General features: G+C 58.1%; 13 protein-coding genes and 1 tRNA gene. 6 read left to right on the top strand and 8 right to left on the bottom strand.

The genetic code is table 11. The features are described 5' to 3' along the window. The coding region (locus tag ACN0UN_RS11030) for a mannose-1-phosphate guanylyltransferase/mannose-6-phosphate isomerase (RefSeq protein WP_417660031.1) at positions 1-1,183 on the bottom strand (1,183 nt) is incomplete at its 3' end. Positions 1,184-1,418: 235 nt separating this feature from the next. On the opposite strand from ACN0UN_RS11030, the gene ACN0UN_RS11025 reads away from it, so the two are divergent. The 4 genes from ACN0UN_RS11025 to ACN0UN_RS11010 all read left to right on the top strand — a co-directional run bounded on the left by ACN0UN_RS11025 (position 1,419) and on the right by ACN0UN_RS11010 (position 4,745). After that, positions 1,419-2,381, top strand: coding sequence for a GDP-mannose 4,6-dehydratase (locus ACN0UN_RS11025; RefSeq protein WP_417660030.1), 963 nt, complete (start codon positions 1,419-1,421; stop codon positions 2,379-2,381). Continuing rightward, entirely contained in the window at positions 2,378-3,562 is a 1,185-nt protein-coding gene (locus ACN0UN_RS11020; RefSeq protein ID WP_417660029.1) for a glycosyltransferase family 4 protein, read from the top strand. The genes ACN0UN_RS11025 and ACN0UN_RS11020 overlap by 4 nt, the downstream gene beginning before the upstream one ends. Positions 3,563-3,694: 132 nt before the next feature. Beyond that, a complete protein-coding gene (locus tag ACN0UN_RS11015; protein ID WP_417660028.1) occupies positions 3,695-3,958 on the top strand; it encodes a hypothetical protein in 264 nt (87 codons plus the stop codon). 7 nt (positions 3,959-3,965) lie between these two features. Continuing rightward, positions 3,966-4,745 carry a SapC family protein gene (locus tag ACN0UN_RS11010; protein ID WP_417660027.1) on the top strand — a complete coding sequence of 260 codons (780 nt, stop codon included), beginning with the start codon at positions 3,966-3,968 and terminating at the stop codon, positions 4,743-4,745. Between the two features lie 336 nt (positions 4,746-5,081). Here ACN0UN_RS11010 and ACN0UN_RS11005 read toward each other — a convergent pair. Together ACN0UN_RS11005 and ACN0UN_RS11000 are read right to left on the bottom strand one after the other, a co-directional pair. After that, positions 5,082-5,156 (bottom strand) — tRNA-Thr (locus ACN0UN_RS11005). Positions 5,157-5,387: 231 nt separating this feature from the next. Then, positions 5,388-6,794: a DUF4214 domain-containing protein gene (locus ACN0UN_RS11000; RefSeq protein WP_417660026.1), complete on the bottom strand. Its 1,407-nt coding sequence runs from the start codon at positions 6,792-6,794 to the stop codon at positions 5,388-5,390. Here ACN0UN_RS11000 and ACN0UN_RS10995 point away from each other — a divergent pair. Next, positions 6,793-6,927 (top strand): hypothetical protein, encoded by a 135-nt coding sequence (locus tag ACN0UN_RS10995; RefSeq protein WP_417660025.1) that lies wholly within the window; start codon positions 6,793-6,795, stop codon positions 6,925-6,927. The genes ACN0UN_RS11000 and ACN0UN_RS10995 overlap by 2 nt on opposite strands. A gap of 68 nt (positions 6,928-6,995) precedes the next feature. Here the strand turns inward: ACN0UN_RS10995 and ACN0UN_RS10990 are convergent, their stop codons facing one another. The 3 genes from ACN0UN_RS10990 to ACN0UN_RS10980 form a co-directional block, all read right to left on the bottom strand. Beyond that, complete coding sequence (locus ACN0UN_RS10990; protein WP_417660024.1) at positions 6,996-8,360, bottom strand: DUF4214 domain-containing protein; 1,365 nt, start codon at positions 8,358-8,360, stop codon at positions 6,996-6,998. A gap of 362 nt (positions 8,361-8,722) precedes the next feature. After that, positions 8,723-13,054, bottom strand: a complete 4,332-nt coding sequence (locus ACN0UN_RS10985) for a DUF4347 domain-containing protein (RefSeq protein ID WP_417660023.1) — start codon at positions 13,052-13,054, stop codon at positions 8,723-8,725. A gap of 940 nt (positions 13,055-13,994) precedes the next feature. Beyond that, positions 13,995-14,282, bottom strand: a complete 288-nt coding sequence (locus ACN0UN_RS10980; protein ID WP_417660022.1) for a transposase — start codon at positions 14,280-14,282, stop codon at positions 13,995-13,997. Positions 14,283-15,006: 724 nt separating this feature from the next. Here ACN0UN_RS10980 and ACN0UN_RS10975 point away from each other — a divergent pair. Next, complete coding sequence (locus ACN0UN_RS10975) at positions 15,007-16,179, top strand: glycosyltransferase family 4 protein (RefSeq protein WP_417660021.1); 1,173 nt, start codon at positions 15,007-15,009, stop codon at positions 16,177-16,179. Between the two features lie 382 nt (positions 16,180-16,561). On the opposite strand, the gene ACN0UN_RS10970 is transcribed toward ACN0UN_RS10975, so the two are convergent. Next, entirely contained in the window at positions 16,562-17,026 is a 465-nt protein-coding gene (locus ACN0UN_RS10970; protein WP_417660020.1) for a hypothetical protein, read from the bottom strand. A 153-nt stretch (positions 17,027-17,179) separates the two neighbouring features. Further along, complete coding sequence (locus ACN0UN_RS10965; protein WP_417660019.1) at positions 17,180-17,563, bottom strand: hypothetical protein; 384 nt, start codon at positions 17,561-17,563, stop codon at positions 17,180-17,182. Positions 17,564-17,782 lie beyond the last annotated feature (219 nt).

Below are 17,782 nucleotides of genomic sequence, written 5' to 3'. Positions count from 1 at the left end.
GCAACTGTAGCGACAGACATTCGCCTGGCAGCACCGTGATGCGTTTCACCTGATAACGCTCACCCCTATCGACCGTGTCATAGTGCCCCCAAGGGCGACTGACGAGAGGGTGATTGACGAACTCGTCACGATGCTCGAGCTGCAGCCGCTGCACGATCTGCTTGACCTGCTGGCATTTGTCCCTGTGAGCGACCAGCACTGCATCCTTGGTTTCGACGACTACGAGATCTTCAACGCCAACGGTGGCAACCAGACGGTGATGTGCCTGCACCAAATTGTTGCGGCTCTCCACAGACATCACATCGCCCTGATGACTATTACCATCGGCGTTGCGCTCATTGGCCTCCCAGATCGCGGCCCAGCTGCCAAGATCATTCCAGCCGGCATCCAGCGGCACCACTACGCCGACGTAAGTGTGCTCCATCACTGCGTAATCAACAGACTCGTCGTCACAAAGCGCGAAATGCTCAGCCGGGACATGTAAGAAGTGCTTATCGTCCTCCGCATGGTTGAACGCGGACCGACAGGCCTCAAGGATGTCCGGACGGAGACGTTGAAGCTCGCTCAGGTATTTGGAAGCACGGAACATAAACATGCCGCTGTTCCAAAGGAATTCTCCCGATGCGACGTACTCTTGCGCCAGAACTAGCGAGGGTTTTTCCTTGAACGCAACGATCGACCGCCCCGTATCACCCACAGCCTCGCCACACTGGATATAGCCAAAACCGGTTTCGGGATGCATCGGTTTGATACCGAAGGTCACAAGCCGCCCATCAGTCGCATGTGCTAGCGCCGCAATGACGGCAGCGTGAAAGGCTTGCTCATCTGGAATAAGGTGATCTGCCGCCAGGACCAGCATCACCGGATCGCCGCCGTTCCGAGTTGCAGCTAACGCCGCGAGGGCAATCGCAGGAGCAGTATTGCGCGCCAAAGGCTCAAGAATAATCTTGTCAGACGCCCGACCAGCCAAGCGCAGCTGTTCAGCCACGACAAAACGGTGCTGCTCGTTACTCACAACAAGCGGCATCGCGTGCTCAAGGCCATCCAGCCGGGCCAGGGTGCGTTGGAACATAGAATCCCGCCCCTGACCATCCAGAGCCAGAAATTGTTTCGGAAATCCCTGACGCGATAGCGGCCACAAACGGGAGCCGCTGCCCCCAGCAAGAATTACAGGCGTAAACATTCGGAACTCCAACTGAATATAGCGAGCAACATCAAGTGCCCAGCTCAATATGTACCTGCCGCGCCTTGCCAAGGGCGCGCGGCCTCCAGCTGAGCATACGACTTGCAAAGGCGCGCAGTTTAGGCTGCCCGGCGACTCCCGCCAAGCGGCCGCTGTGCCGCCATCGCTGGCTTCACTCGCCAGTATCAGGAACGCTCTGTAAACTAGCGCGCCAGCCCTCCTACCAGAGAGAACCATGCGACGCACGCTGATTACAGGCGCTAACGGATTCGTTGGGCAGCAGCTATGCAAAACACTCCGACTATCCGGCCATCACGTCATTGCCGTGTCGTCACGTGATGGCCTGACTGTGCCATTTGCCAACGAAACGATCAGCTGCGACATCCGTGAGCCGGAGCCTATCGCCCAGATAGTCAGCGCTACCTCACCTACCCACATAATTCACCTGGCCGCGATCACCCATATTCCGAAGAGCTTCGAGCTGCCACAGCTAACGTGGCAGACCAACGTGATGGGCAGCATCAACCTGTTGGAAGCCATTCGCCAGTTCGCGCCTGAATGCTTCGTTCTTTTCGTGAGTTCTGCGGATGTCTACGGCGCAGCGTTCAAGGCAAACGTACCGCTCGACGAGCGCGTCGCTTGTTTACCACAGAACCCGTACGCAGCAAGCAAATTGGCGGCAGAGACTGCCTTCAATGAATATTTTCGCCGTGGGATTCGCGGCGTTGTAGCACGACCTTTCAATCATATCGGCGCGCATCAGTCGCCTGACTTCGTCACCGCCTCTTTTGCTCGCCAGATCGCATTGATCGAAGCCGGCAAGCAGGATCCAGTGTTGAAAGTTGGCGACTTGCAAGCCAGTCGAGACTTCCTTGACGTGATTGATGTATGCCGAGCCTATGAAATGCTCCTGAGGCTGTCGGACGCGGCCGCTGGGCATCCGCGGTGTTTCAATATTTCTTCGGGTCGCTCGCATCGGATCGCCGAGCTGCTGGATACGCTGATTCAACTGAGCAAGACAAGGGCTATTGCCGTCGAGCAGGATCCGGCGCGCATGCGTCCGTCTGATATTCCGTATGCCGTTGGCGACAGCGCAAGGCTGCGCCAAGCCATGGGCTGGACACCAACGATCAGCTTGAACGAGACACTGAAAGAGCTGCTCGACTACTGGCGCACTGAGGTGGCAGCTGCTCTATGAAGCTTCTCGTCAACGCGGAATCCCTTTCACCTCCCCTAACCGGCATTGGCAACTACACCTTCAACCTGCTCTGCGCCCTACAAAAGATGCGCGAAATCGAGCGAATCGACTGTTTTTCCGGCTACGCTTTCTTGCGCTCTGAGCAAGCAATCGCCAACTGCCTGGGTACCACTGCCGCCAGGCAGCACAGCGCAAACTCGACTGCAGGCGCGACGCTAGCCAACAGGCTAAAAAGCAGGCTACGCCAATCAGCGCTCGCCTACCGGGCCAGGGAAGCTTTTCGAAATCGGGCGCTGAGTATCGGCGCCCGCCGCAGAGCCGGGTTCGTCTACCATGAGCCCAGCTTCATTCTCAAGGCCCACCGCGGCCCATGTGTTGCAACAATCCACGACCTGTCATTCATCCGCTATCCAGAATTCCACCCACCCAAGCGAGTCGAATGGCTGATCAGACAGCTTCCACGGACCCTGGAACGAGCCGATGCGATCATTACCGATTCGGAGTACATCCGGCAGGAGCTGATCCAGACCTATCACGTTGACCCAAGCATGGTTTCTGCTATCCATCTCGGCGCTTCCGATTTCTACCGTCCCCAGCACAGCCAACTCGCCCAAACTACGCTTGACCGTTTCGGACTCCGGTACGGTGAATACCTTCTGTTCGTAGGCACACTGGAGCCTCGCAAGGGCATTGAGATATTGCTCGACGCCTGGTCGAGCCTCCCCCCGGCCACTCGGCAGGCTTACCCGCTTGTACTCGCCGGCGCACCGGGCTGGAACAACAAACTCCTGCAAGCACGGATCCAGAGCATGACGACTCGTGGGCTTAAGCACCTGAGCTTTGTCCCTGAGCACTGCCTCCCAGCACTCTATTCCGGCGCAGCCTTGTTTACATTTCCGTCACTCTATGAAGGGTTCGGTCTTCCTCTGCTCGAGGCGATGAGCTGCGGCGCGCCAACCATATGTACGGCCGATACGTCGATGGCTGAATTCGCTGACGGTGCCAGCTGCCTGTTCGATCGAGGGGACAGCGCGCAGCTCGCCGAACGCATCCATCACCTGCTTGAGCATCCCAGCGAAAGACGCGCCCTGGCAGAAAAAGGGCAACTGCATTCGCGGCAATTTTCGTGGGATCGCTGCGCACAGAACACCTATAACGTTTACACCGGCCTCCAGCCTTAGAAAACGACGAAAAGCTTTGCTTATGCCAACCATCAGCCGCCAAGCGAGCCGTGTACGGTGCAAGGGTTTCTGAACCATGCCGACGTCCTTTATGCTGCGTTCCGGAATAAACAGAACAGGACATGACAGAACATGGCTCAGCCTGAATACCTGACTCTCGACGGCACCCGCTACAGTACTGACAAGCTCTCCGACGAAGCACGCAATCAGATGATTAACATCCAGGCAGTAGACGCCGAGATGGCCCGCCTGCAACAACAGCTCGCCATTGCCCAGACCGCTCGCAATGCGTATGTCATTGCCCTGCGCACAGCAGTCAAAGCGGCAGGCGCGTCGACCGAACAGGTCAAACCGAAAAAGCCCCGCGCCTCGCGCAAGCCCAAAAGCAGCGAGTAGAAGCACCATGCCCAACTACCAGATCGTTTCAAGCGGCCGGCACGCAGGCAAGCGCTGGTTGCGCCCCTCCGACTACAGGTTTGCCGGCCAATATGCTGTCGTTCCACTGGCGTTGGCGGAACTGCCCAAGGCAGCAATGACGCTGCCTATTGCGTTGATCGAGCAGGACGATACTTTCGTACCCGCCGCCGTTCTGGGCCTCGAGCCAGAACGCAGCCTGTTTGTTGCTGCGGACGGCCAATGGCAAGGGGGCTATATTCCTGCCGGGCTACGGGCCTACCCGTTTCGCCTAGCCGCAACCGACCAGGGTCAGCAAGTGCTGTGCGTCGATGAAGATTCCGGCCTGGTCACCGAGGACCTGCAGGGCGAGGCTTTCTTCGATGCACACAACGAACCCACACCCGCCATCCGAGAGATTCTGAGTTTCCTGGAGCAAACGGCGAGCAGCGGACAAGCAGCCAAGCAGACTTGCAATTCATTGAAGCAGTACGGGGTTGTTTCGCCCTGGCCGATAACGGTTACTACATCCGAAGGCGATCGCAACCTTGGCGGCCTGTTTCAAATTGATGAAGCCGCGCTTACGAGCCTCGAGCCTGCCGCCTTGCACGAATTGATGCGGGCTGGCGCGCTTCCCGCCGCCTACTGCCAGCTTTTATCAACGCAGCACCTGAGCCGCTTGGGGGAATTGGCTAGACTCAAGGCAGCAGAGATTGCCGCCTCGACCAGGACGAATAATAGTGGCTACGCCAATGACAGCGGCACGTTTATGTTCGGCAACCTGACCTGAAGCCAGGACGAGCGCCGCTACAGTTGGCACAGATGCGGCGCGGGTCCTTTACTTGATCTGAGCCGCATAGCCAGGCAATGCCCCGAACCGCCCCTGTGCACAGCATGCATTGGCGCAAACGAACTCCTCACATCCGCATCAGTCAGGCCAGCGTAGCTCGAATCTACCGCTGAACTGCCTGTGGCTCATAAACAGGAACGCAAAAAACGTGCAGCCAGGCTGGCATCATCAGAACGCCGACCTGCTCCGCCTCTGGAGCATCGGCAACTCGGAGCTAGCGCCTGTTTCATCACACGCCAGACAGATGTGTATCGAAGATGGCAAAAGGTTTGGGAATGGAGCCCATGGGCAGAATCGAACTGCCGACCTCTCCCTTACCAAGGGAGTGCTCTACCGCTGAGCTAAATGGGCTTAACATCGGGCCTCGGCGCAGCATCCGGACGCTGAGCGGCGCGCATGTTAACAGCAGCCCAGAGAGGAATCCACCGCGACGAAGGATAACGAAGCCAGCCCCAGCGTCAGGCCACTCAGCCTGATTCCCATTCGCGGAATATGGATGACTAGGGCTGGGCGCCTAGCCTCAGTCACCACACCACCACCACCACCACCACCACCACCACCACACCCTGCCTCCAAGCCTGTTTAGAGCTGGCTAAAGGTATATTCGATGCTCTGCCCGATGACCCCGATCAGATTCGCAACGTTTTCCTGGCTCTCGCTAAAGCCGATGAGTGCCTCGGTGCGGCTGAGCGAGCCAGACTCGATCTCGCGACCCCAATAGGCCAGACCTTGGGGATCACCGGTACGATCGAGCACGTTCTGGTAAAGCGCGTTGATGAAAACGTCATCCCGCGTGTCGTGGCCATAGCGTTCGGCGAACTCGCGACTGGCAATGAAAGCATTTCCAATATCCTGCAATGACAAGCCGACGTCGTTGCGCGCGATCCAGTAACCGAGACCGCCCTTGTCCGGCGTGCGATCGAAGGCTGCCTGATACAGGCGAAAGACCTTGCCTGGCCCGCCTTCCACGTCCAGCGCCAACGCCGTATCGGTAAACCGAATGCGCTCGACCTGATCCAGATAGATGAACGCCCTGCCGCTTCCGTTGGATGAATTGTAGTCAAGTGACGGCGGCGCGTCGGCCGTTTTGCCCAGCCTAACGTCCGACCGCGCCACATCCACCCAAAGGCTGTCGAGCCCGGGACCACCGTCAAGTACGGGTACGACCTGCACTTCCAGGCCTAGCAGATCGATAATCCGAATCACGTCATCCCCGGCACCTGCATCAATAAACGGAGAGGTATCACGCAGGCTGGAAGCACTCAGACTGATGAAGTCATTGAAGAAACTCCCCCACACAGCCACATCAGACGAATACCCGGCCACATCGATACGGTTGTACTCGGCAGCAGACATGCCAGGCTCACCGTAAAGATACTTAAGTGCGAGTATGTCCAGCTCACCCAGATCGTTACGCGAGCCCCCGGCGTAGGCCATCACCGTGTAACGGGCGTTTGCCAGATCCGCGGGCAATTCCGGCCCCGAGTCATACGAACCGTAATGCTGAGGATGCTTGAGCCCAAGTCCGTGCGCCGTTTCGTGCAGCGCCAGCATACGACCATAACCTGCGTCCAGCCGCGCCACCTCGGCAACGTGATGGTTCAGCCAGACGTATGAAGCCGGATCAGTGGCAAAGGGGTCCGTTCGCGAGTAACCGTTGGCCAACATGCCATCTGCGGTCGTGTAGCCTGCATCGAGCCCATAGCGCAACAGCCCCCCGCTGTCGACCTGGCGGAAGGTAATTCCGGTGACCGCGGAGATCTCAGCCAGCATGGCGTTCACTCCGTCACGCTGTACCTGGTTGAGGGGCCGGAACTCGGCAATTGTCCAGGGCGACGAACCCGGCGCAGGGACCTGCTCCAGAAAGCTGTACGTCACCAAAGCAGCAGTGCCAAGGGCGCGGTTCACTGCCAGACTGGGAGAGGCGGCTTCGAGCAGGCCGTCGATACGGGGATCGCCAGAGAGCGGCAGGGACGCAGGGTAGAACATGGAAGATCTCGAGCACGGCGAAGCATGGCACTTTATCATCATGCCTGACCCGACATCACCCTTCCAACGCTTACCTGCTTCGGTCGTACAAGCTCGCCCTAGCTGGGCGGTCACTGCGTTGTTGGGCGCTTAAATACGCCTCCCTTTTCCCTTCGACAGAATTGGCGGCTCACCACATCGGAAACCGTGCTTCCCGACCATTTACGACAACCACAAGCCTTCATTCAAAGCAGCGCTGACCTTGATCTGGTTTTCTTTACTCTCCGCGAACAAGGCCAGAACGTCAGAATCACTCAGTCCTGCAGCCATTTGTGCAAGCCAATAGGCGTGACCGGCCGGCTCAGGCTCGCGATCCAAGACATTCAGGTAATAGTTCGTAACCAGCACATCATGGCTTAGCTGGATACCATAACGTGCACCAAATTCATTGCTGTCGACAAATGAGCGTGCAACCTCTCGCAAAGTCAGGCCATCGTCGACTTTGTCGATCCAGTAGATGAACCCGACAGTATCTGGCTGACGATCAAAAGCGGCCTGGTAAAGACGATAGGTGCCGCCAGCCGCCTCGCCGGCCCCGACATCGATTGCCAAGGTGCCGTCTGAGAAAGACAGACGCTCAACGCTAGTGAGGTGATCCACATCGGCACTGCTGGTTCGGCTTCGAACAGATGCGCCCTGTTCATCCAGTACCACGCTGTAATGATTGCGCACCGAAGCGAAGACCAGCACATCCCGACCGGCCCCACCCTCCACCTGTTCCGCCGAAGAAGATGCATAGAAAACATCATTGCCAACGGTACCAACAATGGTTCTCGTAGCGACCCAGGCAGGCAGCAAGTCGTCATTGGCGCGCATGGCTATCATCAGCTGCTGATAGGTGTACCCAATGTCAGCCCAGTATGCGTTGGTCTCGGTTCCGCTCGAGCGAACACCGATAATGGTAGGGGTTCCATTCTCGATGACGAATAGCGGACCACCCGAGCTCCCTGGCCCCATGAGCTGGTTGCCGCCCCCGGCAGTTGCCTGATATATCTCGTAAACGCCGTTATGCTGCACAGACACAGAGCCGTACATCATGCCAGTGCTGCCCTGGGGATATCCGATCTGATAGGCAGCATGGAAAGAGTTGTAACCGGGCGCCATGCCGAAGTACCCCAACTGATCCCCGACGGCCTTACCCAGTCCGATCAGCGCAACGTCTGACTGTGATTCTCGAAACGTCAGCGTATCGTGGCTACCATCGCTAAAGGTCGTCGAGGGGAACCCATAGGCGTTCCAGCGCACCCCACCGAGATCCAGCAGCGATGGGCTTTCATAGCGATAGACGCGGGTATTGTAGTCGGCACCCAACGAAATCCTGATATCGCTCGCCCAACCTCCCGCCTCCGGACTATAGATCACATGAGTTGCAGTCAAGAGATCGTTTTGCCCAACAAGCGCCCCAGTGCCCAAAGCCTTAGTTCCGTCAGGGAAGGTTACATAGAGGTGAGCAATGGCCCGGTACGGAAACGCACCCAACTCGGAGACTTCATGGTTCAAGGAATTTTTCCTGAAGGCAGACTGCATAACTTGCACGAAGCGACATCATAACTAGCCGGCATCACCGCGGGCTGCCCGCTATCGCATCGGCATAACTATCCGACGGCTGGCAACTAAGGCCTTGAACGGACCAGCAATCCACGAGCTCCGGCCTGGCCAGCGATCCGACGAGTGTTCAGACCCAGCCAGGAGCCAGATCATGTCAACCTGACTCTGCGACGGACAGCCACGAAACGCACTCACCAACATTGAATAGTCGGTGCGGTGGATGCGTTCGTATTTTTGCCGATGGTGAAGTGGAAATGACAGCTCCGGCGGGTGTGCAAGTCGCCACTCAAGTTATTGCTGCCTCAAGCACTCAAACCATCCCACAGTGATACGAATGGTGGTCACCCCAGAAAGCTCCATTCCGTTGCCGTAGGATTCTGAGTTTGCATCTCACTGGACTCCATGAACCCGGCCGCCAAATCGTGCAAGGTCATGCCGCTTTCCAACCGATCCACCCAGTAAGCCTTGCCGGCCACATCCGCCGCGCGGCCCAACAACCCCTCGTAAAGTGCATTCAGCGTTGCCGAGGTATCGCCGGATGACAGGGCTTTTCCAGCCTCGGCCGAATCCAAAAAGCGCAGCGCCACATCGCCGGGGTCGCTCCCTTCGTCAACCTGCCGGGCCCAATACTGGATGCCATCGAGGTCGGCCTGACGCCCCAGTACCTGACGATAAAGCCCGGCGATCCAGTCCAGTTCACTTGCGTAAGCGACCGCCTGCTCGCGATCGGCGAACACCAGCGTTTCGACGTTGATCAGGGTGTCGACATCGCTGGGATCGGCCTTCGACTGGACGGTGACCACACTGTAGTCCTGAGTGATGATGTAATCGTCGCGGTTGCCTTCGAAACGCGCCGTATCCGCGTCGCCTCCCCCATGTAGTCGGTCGGCTCCCGCACCGCCAAACAAGGTGTCGTTACCGGCCTCGCCATAGATGCGGTCATTGCCGCCCTTCGAGCCCACGGTATCGTCACCGCCACCGCCATGTAGCACGTCATCATCGGCGCCCAGCACGATGTACTGCGCCGCATCGTCGCCCCACACGGTTTGCGAACCCGTCCCACCTGTCACCTGTACGGCGCCAATCAATGCGGCAAAGTTAACGTTATCGAGCTGAAGGACGCCGCCGCTCGGCAGACTTCGCGTATCGATGACAAGCGCACTAACCGGCGAATCGACGTTGGCTGGCATGCCGCTGATGACCAACGGAACCGTGGGCGCCGACAGGCCGGCGGTCGTCGTCGGCACGATGGTCTGCACCAGCAGGGGGGTGTCAGACACCAATCCCTGGAGAAAGCTCGAGACCCCACCCACCAATTGGCCCTGGCTTGAGGAGCCCGCCGGGGTCCGCGCCTCGATCTGCTGGATCAGCTGCTGCAGTGCGCTGCCAGCATTCTGAGGTGCGCCCACCCCGCTCACCTGGAGGCCATAGCCGGTCGGCACCTGAGCGCTGAGCACTATGCCACCGGAACTGTTCGAGACAAGCGGAATATCAGCCAGCGCATTGTTGCCGACCACCTCCACTCTGTTTGCTTCCACGACCGGGATCATGATGGTCTGCGATGTCGAGCCATCCGGATTTGTCACCGTCAATCTCTCGACCACCACCCCATCGACCGTTTCGGTTGTCGTTGGCGGCGCTGTAGGCGGAGATTGCGGTGGCGGTGGTGTGAGGTTGGTCGCCGTTGCGGCACCAAAACTGGCGACGTCGTTACCTGCAACGTCTTGAATGGCGTTGAGGTCATCGCTACCAGTATGGTCCGTGTAAGCGACGGTGACCGCTTGGCCCGCACTCACAGCGGTCGCCAGAGTGAGGGTGACGGTCTTGGCTGCTGCGTTGATGGCTATACCAGCGACTGTGCGCGAGGCGCCGCCGACTTGTACCTCGAAGTCTCCTACAGCGGGCAGGTTGAGCGCATCCAGGGTGGAGGCCTCTGTATACGTCAATAACAGCTGGTTGCCATTGACTGTGGCTGAGACGAGAGTGGGGGCCGTGGTGTCAATGGTCAGGTCCAGGCCGCTGGAGGCCGCGCTTATATTGCCCGCGGCATCGGTTGCCTTGGTGGTCAGGGTGTGTGCGCCTTCGATCAGGGGAGCGCTGGTGATGGACCAGTTGCCAGAACCATTGGCGGTTGCGCTGCCAAGCGATGAAATGCCATCGGTGGCGTAGAGAGTGACGGTGCTGTTCGCTTCGGCCGTGCCGGTAATGGGGGGCGTGATGGCGCGGGTGACGTTGTCCGTGCTGGACGTGCCGCTGTCGCTGGCGGGGGCCAGATCGGGTGCAGAAGGCGCTGCAGGGACTGTGTTGTCGATGGTGTAGATCTGGCCTGAGGTGAAGCCGGCCGCAATCGCGTTGCCGGTCCCATCAGTGATGCCGGTGCCACTGCTCTTGAGGTCAAGGCGCAGTGTGCCGTCGCCAGTGATGCTAGCGACCGTGACGATGTAGGCGGCGCCCGAGCCGCTGACGCCGGTCACGGTGCCGCTTGTCGTGCCGGACGAGGTCAACAAAAAATCGCCAGCGTCTACCCCGGTAACAGCCTTGGAGAAGCTCACGGCATAGTCCAGGCTGTTGGCATTGGTCGTCGCGGGGCCTGTCCGGTTGATTGAGCTGACCGAAGGGACGGCCGCATCCACCAGCACGCCAGCGGTGCTGCCAAAGGCAATGCCAGTGGTCGCCGCGTCGTTGCCCGCCATGTCGCGCACGGTGCCATCATTCAGGGTGATATAGGAGGCAAGCATAATGCCGTTGGCATCCTGGCCACCTGCTCCCACCGTGTAGCGGAAAGTGAGGGTGTTGGTGCCGGAGCCCGCGATGTAACTGGCCTGCACCGTGCCCCCGGTGTCCAGCGTAAGCGCGATGTAGGGCAGGCCACCTCCGGTGTTGACGATGACGGCCTCGTCATAGCTCACCGTGAAGTCCAGGTTCTGGCCGGCCCCATAGGTGGCATTGGCCGGCACGCTGCCGCTCGCGAGCGACGGGGCCACGCCATCAATGCCGACAGCTTTGTTGGCACCCAACGAGCCAGCCGTCCCCGGTGTGGCAAGGGTGAGTATGCCCGCGTTACCGGCTGCGTCCGTGATGGTGCCGCCATTAAGCGCCAGCGCGGTGGTGCTCAGGTAGTCCAGATCGGCGCTGGTGTCTCCCGCCTGTACGGTGTAGGTGAAATTGAGTGTGCTGGTGCCACTGCCGCTGACGTAATTGACGTCCCGATCGGATGCGCCCGTTTCCAGGGTCAACTTGGGCGTGCCCGTGACTGTGACCGCTTCACTGAAATTCACTTGCAAGCTGACGGTGTCGCCCGCTTTGTAGGTGCCATTGGCAGTACTGCTATCAACGCTGGTAACGGTAGGGGCAGCGGTATCGACAGAGAAATTGTTGGAGTTGGTAGTCCCCACTCCGGGAGTCGATGAAGCCAAGCTGGACACGCCAGTCATGTCCAGCACAATTACATTAGTCGCATCCGTGGTGTTGGCATTGGGTGTGAAGGTCGCGGTCCAGGTGCGCCCGCCATCGTTCGAACTGAGACTACTGAGCGTCCCGTTGGGGATCGCCAAGTCTGCCGTGGTAAAGCCGGTCACCGCTTCACTGAACGTGAAGGTCGTCAGCGAGGTTTCGCCGGTCTTCAGGGCTGAGTCGACTACGACCACTGTGGCTGTGGGATTCACCGCAACCGGCGAAATGGAGATGTCGTCTATCTCGAGCGCTACGCCCGGGCTTAGAGAAAACTTAATTTCGTCGACGTTCGCGTATCCGCTGCCGAACGTCGCAGTTCCGTACCCTGTTCCGCTATTCGAGTAGCTGATATTGGGGCCAGCATGGAAGCCCATCGTGTCGACGGCCTCACCGGCCACTACCAGTACATTGTCGCGATAACCAGCAATGGTTACCGTTGTGTCACCGCCAAACGATCCGAAAACGAATGACTCGAGTTTGAAGTTCGTTCCATCTGTGGACTTGAAACTGAAATCCGTAGTGGGGTTGCTATTCCAGTTCCAGGCCAGACTTTGACCTACGCCCCCTCCGCCAATATTGGATTGATCGACAGTAAAGTCGCTGCTGCCGACTGATGAGAAGGTCCAGCCGTTAACTTGCATACTGACGACCGAGGATTGGTGGGTCGGCCCCACACCATCAAAATTTTCAGACGCCACACCGAGCGTGGCGTCGTAACCCAGCAGCGCATGGCCGGTGAATACCGATAGGGTATCTACAGATCCTGCTTGGGACTCCAGCTGCCAGTCGCCGCCCAGGCGAACGGAGCCGGTCGGGTCGTCGGACGCAGCCACATTCACACCGGTAGCGCGGGCCAGCTGATCTAAAAATTCTGCACCGACCGCCCCTGCGGCCAGGTTGCAACCGTAGAACAAAATATCGCCGTCCGGCGCAAGAGACTGGCCAATTCGCGCAAGGGCATCGGCATGCGCGTCAAGGTTGTCACTGTCCAGCCACTGGTTGCCCAGCTCGACGCCACCCGCACGCCCGTGCGACACGATATGGACCGCCTGCTCACCGGGATGGGCCCCAAGGTAATCTGCGATCTGCGCGAGCCCGTCACGCGAGCCATCGAGCATCACCAGATCGATACCCGGGCGCATTGCGGCTAGAAGAATCTCCAATTGCGGCACGCGACTGTCGACAAACACGATTTCACGGGGATGGGTTTCAGCGGTCATGTATTCGTCCATGAAGTGCACAGCTACTGGCGCAGCGCTGCGGTTTGAGTTGAAGATAGGTGGCGCTAATGTTTATTGCATTGCGGTGGTAGTTGCCGATAACTCAACAGCTTCGAGCGTCGTTCAGCTGTGCATCACCGTACGAGAAAGGCAGTTTGCTGTATTGCCTAAACACGTCCAGCGGCAGGATGTTCCCGCGTCGCTGCAGCCACACGTCTGACGCACCTGACAGCCACCGCAGTCCTTGATTCCTGTAAATTTTGCTGAAGTATGCCTGCAGCTTAACGTTGACGTCGACAGTAAGGCGGCCGATGCCGAAGAAGTACTGGACGTCGTTACCAACCGTAGACGAGTACACGGCTGCAACGACCATCGGCAACGGTCGCGGTATTTGCTGCCTGAGTGCGGATCAAACCAAATTTGGGAGCAGCATTTAATTGGTGGGCAGCGCATTCACTATTGCAGGCAATGCAAGACAGACCTGTATGGCACTGGCGGCAAGCGGAAGTAAGTCCAAAAAAATGCTTAAAAACGCTGGGAAAGGGTGAGCCGCCAGCTTATGGCAGCACCCTCAAAGACGGCGGAACCTGACCCGCCTTGGCGCCTTGTGATCGTTATCCCTCCTTTGTCATCCGCGGCCTACCCGCCTGGCCCCGCGTCACCCGCCGACCGAGCAAAGAGGCCACTTCCTCACTGAACCGTGCATTACCCAGCACGAAGTTCCCGCGGGTTGCACGCCTGATCTCATCCACCAGCCCCGGCTCGAGCTCGTAGCGAAACAGTTCACGGTAACTGGCGTACCGATCTGCCGGCGCAGCTCCCAGCGCCAGATACACCTCATGCGGCTCAATCAGTGCGCAACTCTCCCCCTGGGCATTGGCTCGGTAACTCGACCACCGGTACTCTGCCGGATGTTCCACCATGCCAGCCCTCACCGGGCTCAGCTCAATGTAACGTTGGCAGACCAACAGATAATCCGCAGCCTGGACCAGGCAAGAACGGTAGCGGCCCTCCCACAAGGTGCCGCTACGCCGATACGTACGATTGAAATACTGCACAAACGCTGGCCGAGCGCTTTCATCAGCGCACCCGGCGCTTGTGCGCGATCAGCGCTGACCAGCAGATGGACATGGTTAGTCATCAACGCATAGGCATGCAGGCGGTAACCAGTCTCGTCGGCATACTGGTGAAGCCAATGCAGATAGACCGCGAAATCCTCGTCTGCCACAAAGCATCTAACGATTATTGCCTCGCTGGATCAGGTGTAACGGCACGCCTGGTAGAACGAGTCGGGAGCGACGCGGCATCGGGGACTCCGGTCAGGCAAAAACGAGACCATAAGCCAATTACCAAGACTGAGCTGCGGACTGTTTCACGGGCTAATTACCTACAGGAAGTCCGATGGCGCCAACCCAGACGTTACGGAAATGTTGAGCCACAGCGACAGGCTACGTATTGCTTCGGTAAAGTCACCCAGTCACCGGAAAACGTGGTCTGTCCCCTAAGCGTCCTGAGCGTCCTGCGGCTAGCGTCGACCGGTACGGGTCAGCGCTGTAGGAGAGCAGGCCATGTGCGAATGGCCTAACCGTGAAACGACGTATCGGAAAACGTGGCCTGTCCCAATTAACCCCTCGACAAACCCCACCTACTGCCATCAGAGTTCGCCCCCCTGGGTGCAGTAGCTGGTAGCTACCAAGCTGCGACGCTGGTAGCCCCGACGCTGTTTGAGGCCGGGAGAAGCCCAAAACCGTGGCGCTGCCAAGCGTACGGTTCTTTCCCCTTGCGAAGCCAGGCCTAGCATTCTGTGAAGTCGGTTTCGCCAGAGGCCGATGCCGTCACCAACCAGGGTAATTCATGTTCGGCAGCGTCAGGATTGCTTAAGCGAACTAGCCGTAAACATCGTCTGTTCCGTATTAGCTCTATCCAGGCGCGCTCCTCAGGTAAACCACTCCATGAAGCTCTTGATCAACACTGAGTCACTGAAGCCACCGATCACTGGCATTGGCACCTACACGCAAAATCTGCTTCACCAGTTCGTAGAGTCGCGCTCCATCGAAGCCATCGAATGCTTCTCAGGTCATCACTTCACCTCGGCAACTCAAGCCCTGCAGCAATGCAGCGTTCGAAGGCAGCCTGACAGCGGAACGGCAGCTCCGGTGAAAGGCCTGCTACACGGACTGTTACGCCGTTCAACCTTGGCTTATCGTGCCCGTGAGACGCTCCGCAACAGCCTGCTACGCCTCAAGTCCGGGCAGCTAAAGGGCTTCGTCTACCACGAACCCAACTTCATTCTTCGTGCTCACAAGGGTCCTTGCGTAGCGACCATTCATGATTTGTCCTTTATCCATTATCCGCATTACCACCCGGCCAAGCGTGTGGCATGGCTAACCCGCGAGCTGCCAAAGACGCTGGCCCGCGCAGACATGCTGATTACCGACTCCGAGCATATCCGAAGGGAAGTAATCGAGCGGTATCACGTAAGCGAAGAGCGCGTACGCACCATTCATCTCGGCGCCGCCCGCTGTTATGCACCGCGAAGCGCCGCGCAGACGGCAGAAGCGCTAAACGGGTACGGATTGAGTCATGGGCAATACTTGCTCTTCGTGGGCACGCTTGAGCCACGAAAAGGCGTCGACACCCTGTTAGAGGCATGGACCAAACTGCCGGAAGAGCTGACCGAGGCGTATCCCTTGGTGCTCGCCGGCGCGCCAGGCTGGAGCAATGCCGACACCTTGTCGACTATCGCGCAACTCAAGCAGTCACGAGGCCTGCGGCACCTGAGCTTCGTGCCGGCCAACGCCCTGCCTGCCCTTTATGCAGGCGCCTATGCATTCGTCTACCCGTCGCACTATGAAGGGTTCGGCCTACCTGTTTTAGAAGCCATGAGAAGCGGCGTACCCGTCATCTGCACTCAAGACACCTCGATGTGCGAAATAACCGGCGATAGTGCATTACTGATCGAGCGCGGCGCGGTTGATCAGCTGTCGGTGCAAATGCGATGGCTGCTGGAAAATCGGGGCGCTCGCGATAGTCTGGCATCCGAGGGCCTCCAGCGGTCCCATATGTTTTCCTGGGAGCGTTGTGCACAACAAACGCTGGACATCTACAGCCAGGCGACGGGATAGACATAGTTCCGCAGATGCCCGAGCGTGCTCTGACGAAACAGCCGCAAGGGCAGCCTGAAACAGGATAGAGCCACGAACAGAGGCTCCAACAGGGCGCCTAGCCGCTGGGCGCACGAGCGATGAGGCTCTGTTAAATAACCCGCTAATCGCATCACCAGATAGCAGCACAAAGTGAGTGTACTTTGTTTGCAGCCCCGAATGCCTCATCAGCAAGTACACCGGGAAAGGTGGCCTGCCCCCTTTGTTCTTTTGCCTGTACCCAGTGATCTATTTTCATCAAACGGAAAGCGTGATCGGCCCGGTTTGCTATTAACCGTAGGAGCGGGCCATGCCCGCGAATGCCCCTGGAAAGACGTATCGCAAAACGTGGTCTGTCCCCTATTTACCCTATCGACTGTTCCCCACGGTGGTCTGAATCAACCCCAACGCCTTCACCACCGCCATGACAAAGCCTCCGGTATTCACAGATTTGTGAGGAAAGAGAGCCAAAGGAAGTGGATGTAAGTTCAGACGCACCCGTGATCAATTGCTCGATCACCGAGCAGGCCACCCATTCCTTGCTGAAGAAGCCACTGCCGGTATTGCTGACCAATCTCAGATACAGGTCTGACTGGTCATCGAGACCCAGTTCGTAGCCCAAGGTAGAGCGCCCTGTGAGGGATGGACAGCTGCCCTCCTTCAGCACACGGATTGGTTTATCAGTGTCTTCGGGAGGTGGTGGTACGGCGGTAGCTTCTGGCAGGTCTTCAGCTTCGTTATTGGGTGTCAATAATGCGTTATCGTCGACGTTCGGCTTGATATCCGCGTCGATCACAGCGGTTGTTTCAGGTGCATTTTCAATAGACATAGTGATGCCTCTCAAAGGATGAGATTCGTTTTAGGGATTGGTTTATGGGTGTTGCGAGACTGAACGGCTTAGGGCCATTCATATAAGGTGGCTGGTTAGCCGTAATGCGGGACTGAGGTCAAACGGGGTGGTGCGAGGGGGAACAGCGGAGGGTTACAGCGGGGTGTTGCAGGTGTATTGCTGGAGCAGGTCGGTCAACTCAGGATCGGCGTCTTTGGGCACATAAACGACGACACCCTCCCCGTCGTCTCCACGCACAAAGACCAACTCGAACCAGTATAGGTATTCATCGATGGTTTCCCAGGACGACACAAACTCAGGCTCTTCATTGGAGTCAGCAGTGATTGGGTAGCCCAACGCGGTGTCCAGATCGGCGCTGGTTTCACCGCTGGCCATCACAACGAACTGCACCAATTGGCTCAGCTCATACCCTTGATATTCACTGAGCACTTCGACGTGGATCGTGATTAATCGGGCCAGTTCTGCTTGGGTAGCCAGCGCAGTCTGGATCGAGGATGCATCTTGCAGTATCTGCATGGAATTTCCTTTTCTGAGGGCAAAAAAAAAACGCCCAAGGATGATTCCAAGGGCGTCGGTTGGAGTGATTCATGTGAGCAGCGTAGGGGATCGACTTCGATTACCCCTTAGACGCAAAAACCCCACCTCCTTGTGAGAAGCGGGGTTCTTGTTTATAGCGTTACAACTTAAGAAGTCAGGGCATAGCCCGTTCTTCCTATCACCTCAAGCACCTACCCA

Origin of the sequence: Pseudidiomarina sp., from assembly GCF_048267825.1 — a bacterium.
GTDB lineage: Bacteria > Pseudomonadota > Gammaproteobacteria > Enterobacterales > Alteromonadaceae > Pseudidiomarina.
Note: the sequence above shows the minus strand (reverse complement) of the source record. Positions and strands in the feature narration are given on the sequence as shown.

Excerpts from the sequence above, each read along its gene's own strand:
- ACN0UN_RS10970 (WP_417660020.1), bottom strand. The coding sequence starts at position 17,026 with ATGTCTATTGAAAATGCACCTGAAACAACCGCTGTGATCGACGCGGAT.
- ACN0UN_RS10975 (WP_417660021.1), top strand. The coding sequence starts at position 15,007 with ATGAAGCTCTTGATCAACACTGAGTCACTGAAGCCACCGATCACTGGC.
- ACN0UN_RS10990 (WP_417660024.1), bottom strand. The coding sequence starts at position 8,360 with ATGCAGTCTGCCTTCAGGAAAAATTCCTTGAACCATGAAGTCTCCGAG.
- ACN0UN_RS11020 (WP_417660029.1), top strand. The coding sequence starts at position 2,378 with ATGAAGCTTCTCGTCAACGCGGAATCCCTTTCACCTCCCCTAACCGGC.
- ACN0UN_RS10995 (WP_417660025.1), top strand. The coding sequence starts at position 6,793 with ATGGAAGATCTCGAGCACGGCGAAGCATGGCACTTTATCATCATGCCT.
- ACN0UN_RS11015 (WP_417660028.1), top strand. The coding sequence starts at position 3,695 with ATGGCTCAGCCTGAATACCTGACTCTCGACGGCACCCGCTACAGTACT.
- ACN0UN_RS11010 (WP_417660027.1), top strand. The coding sequence starts at position 3,966 with ATGCCCAACTACCAGATCGTTTCAAGCGGCCGGCACGCAGGCAAGCGC.
- ACN0UN_RS11025 (WP_417660030.1), top strand. The coding sequence starts at position 1,419 with ATGCGACGCACGCTGATTACAGGCGCTAACGGATTCGTTGGGCAGCAG.
- ACN0UN_RS10985 (WP_417660023.1), bottom strand. The coding sequence starts at position 13,054 with ATGACCGCTGAAACCCATCCCCGTGAAATCGTGTTTGTCGACAGTCGC.
- ACN0UN_RS11000 (WP_417660026.1), bottom strand. The coding sequence starts at position 6,794 with ATGTTCTACCCTGCGTCCCTGCCGCTCTCTGGCGATCCCCGTATCGAC.
- ACN0UN_RS10965 (WP_417660019.1), bottom strand. The coding sequence starts at position 17,563 with ATGCAGATACTGCAAGATGCATCCTCGATCCAGACTGCGCTGGCTACC.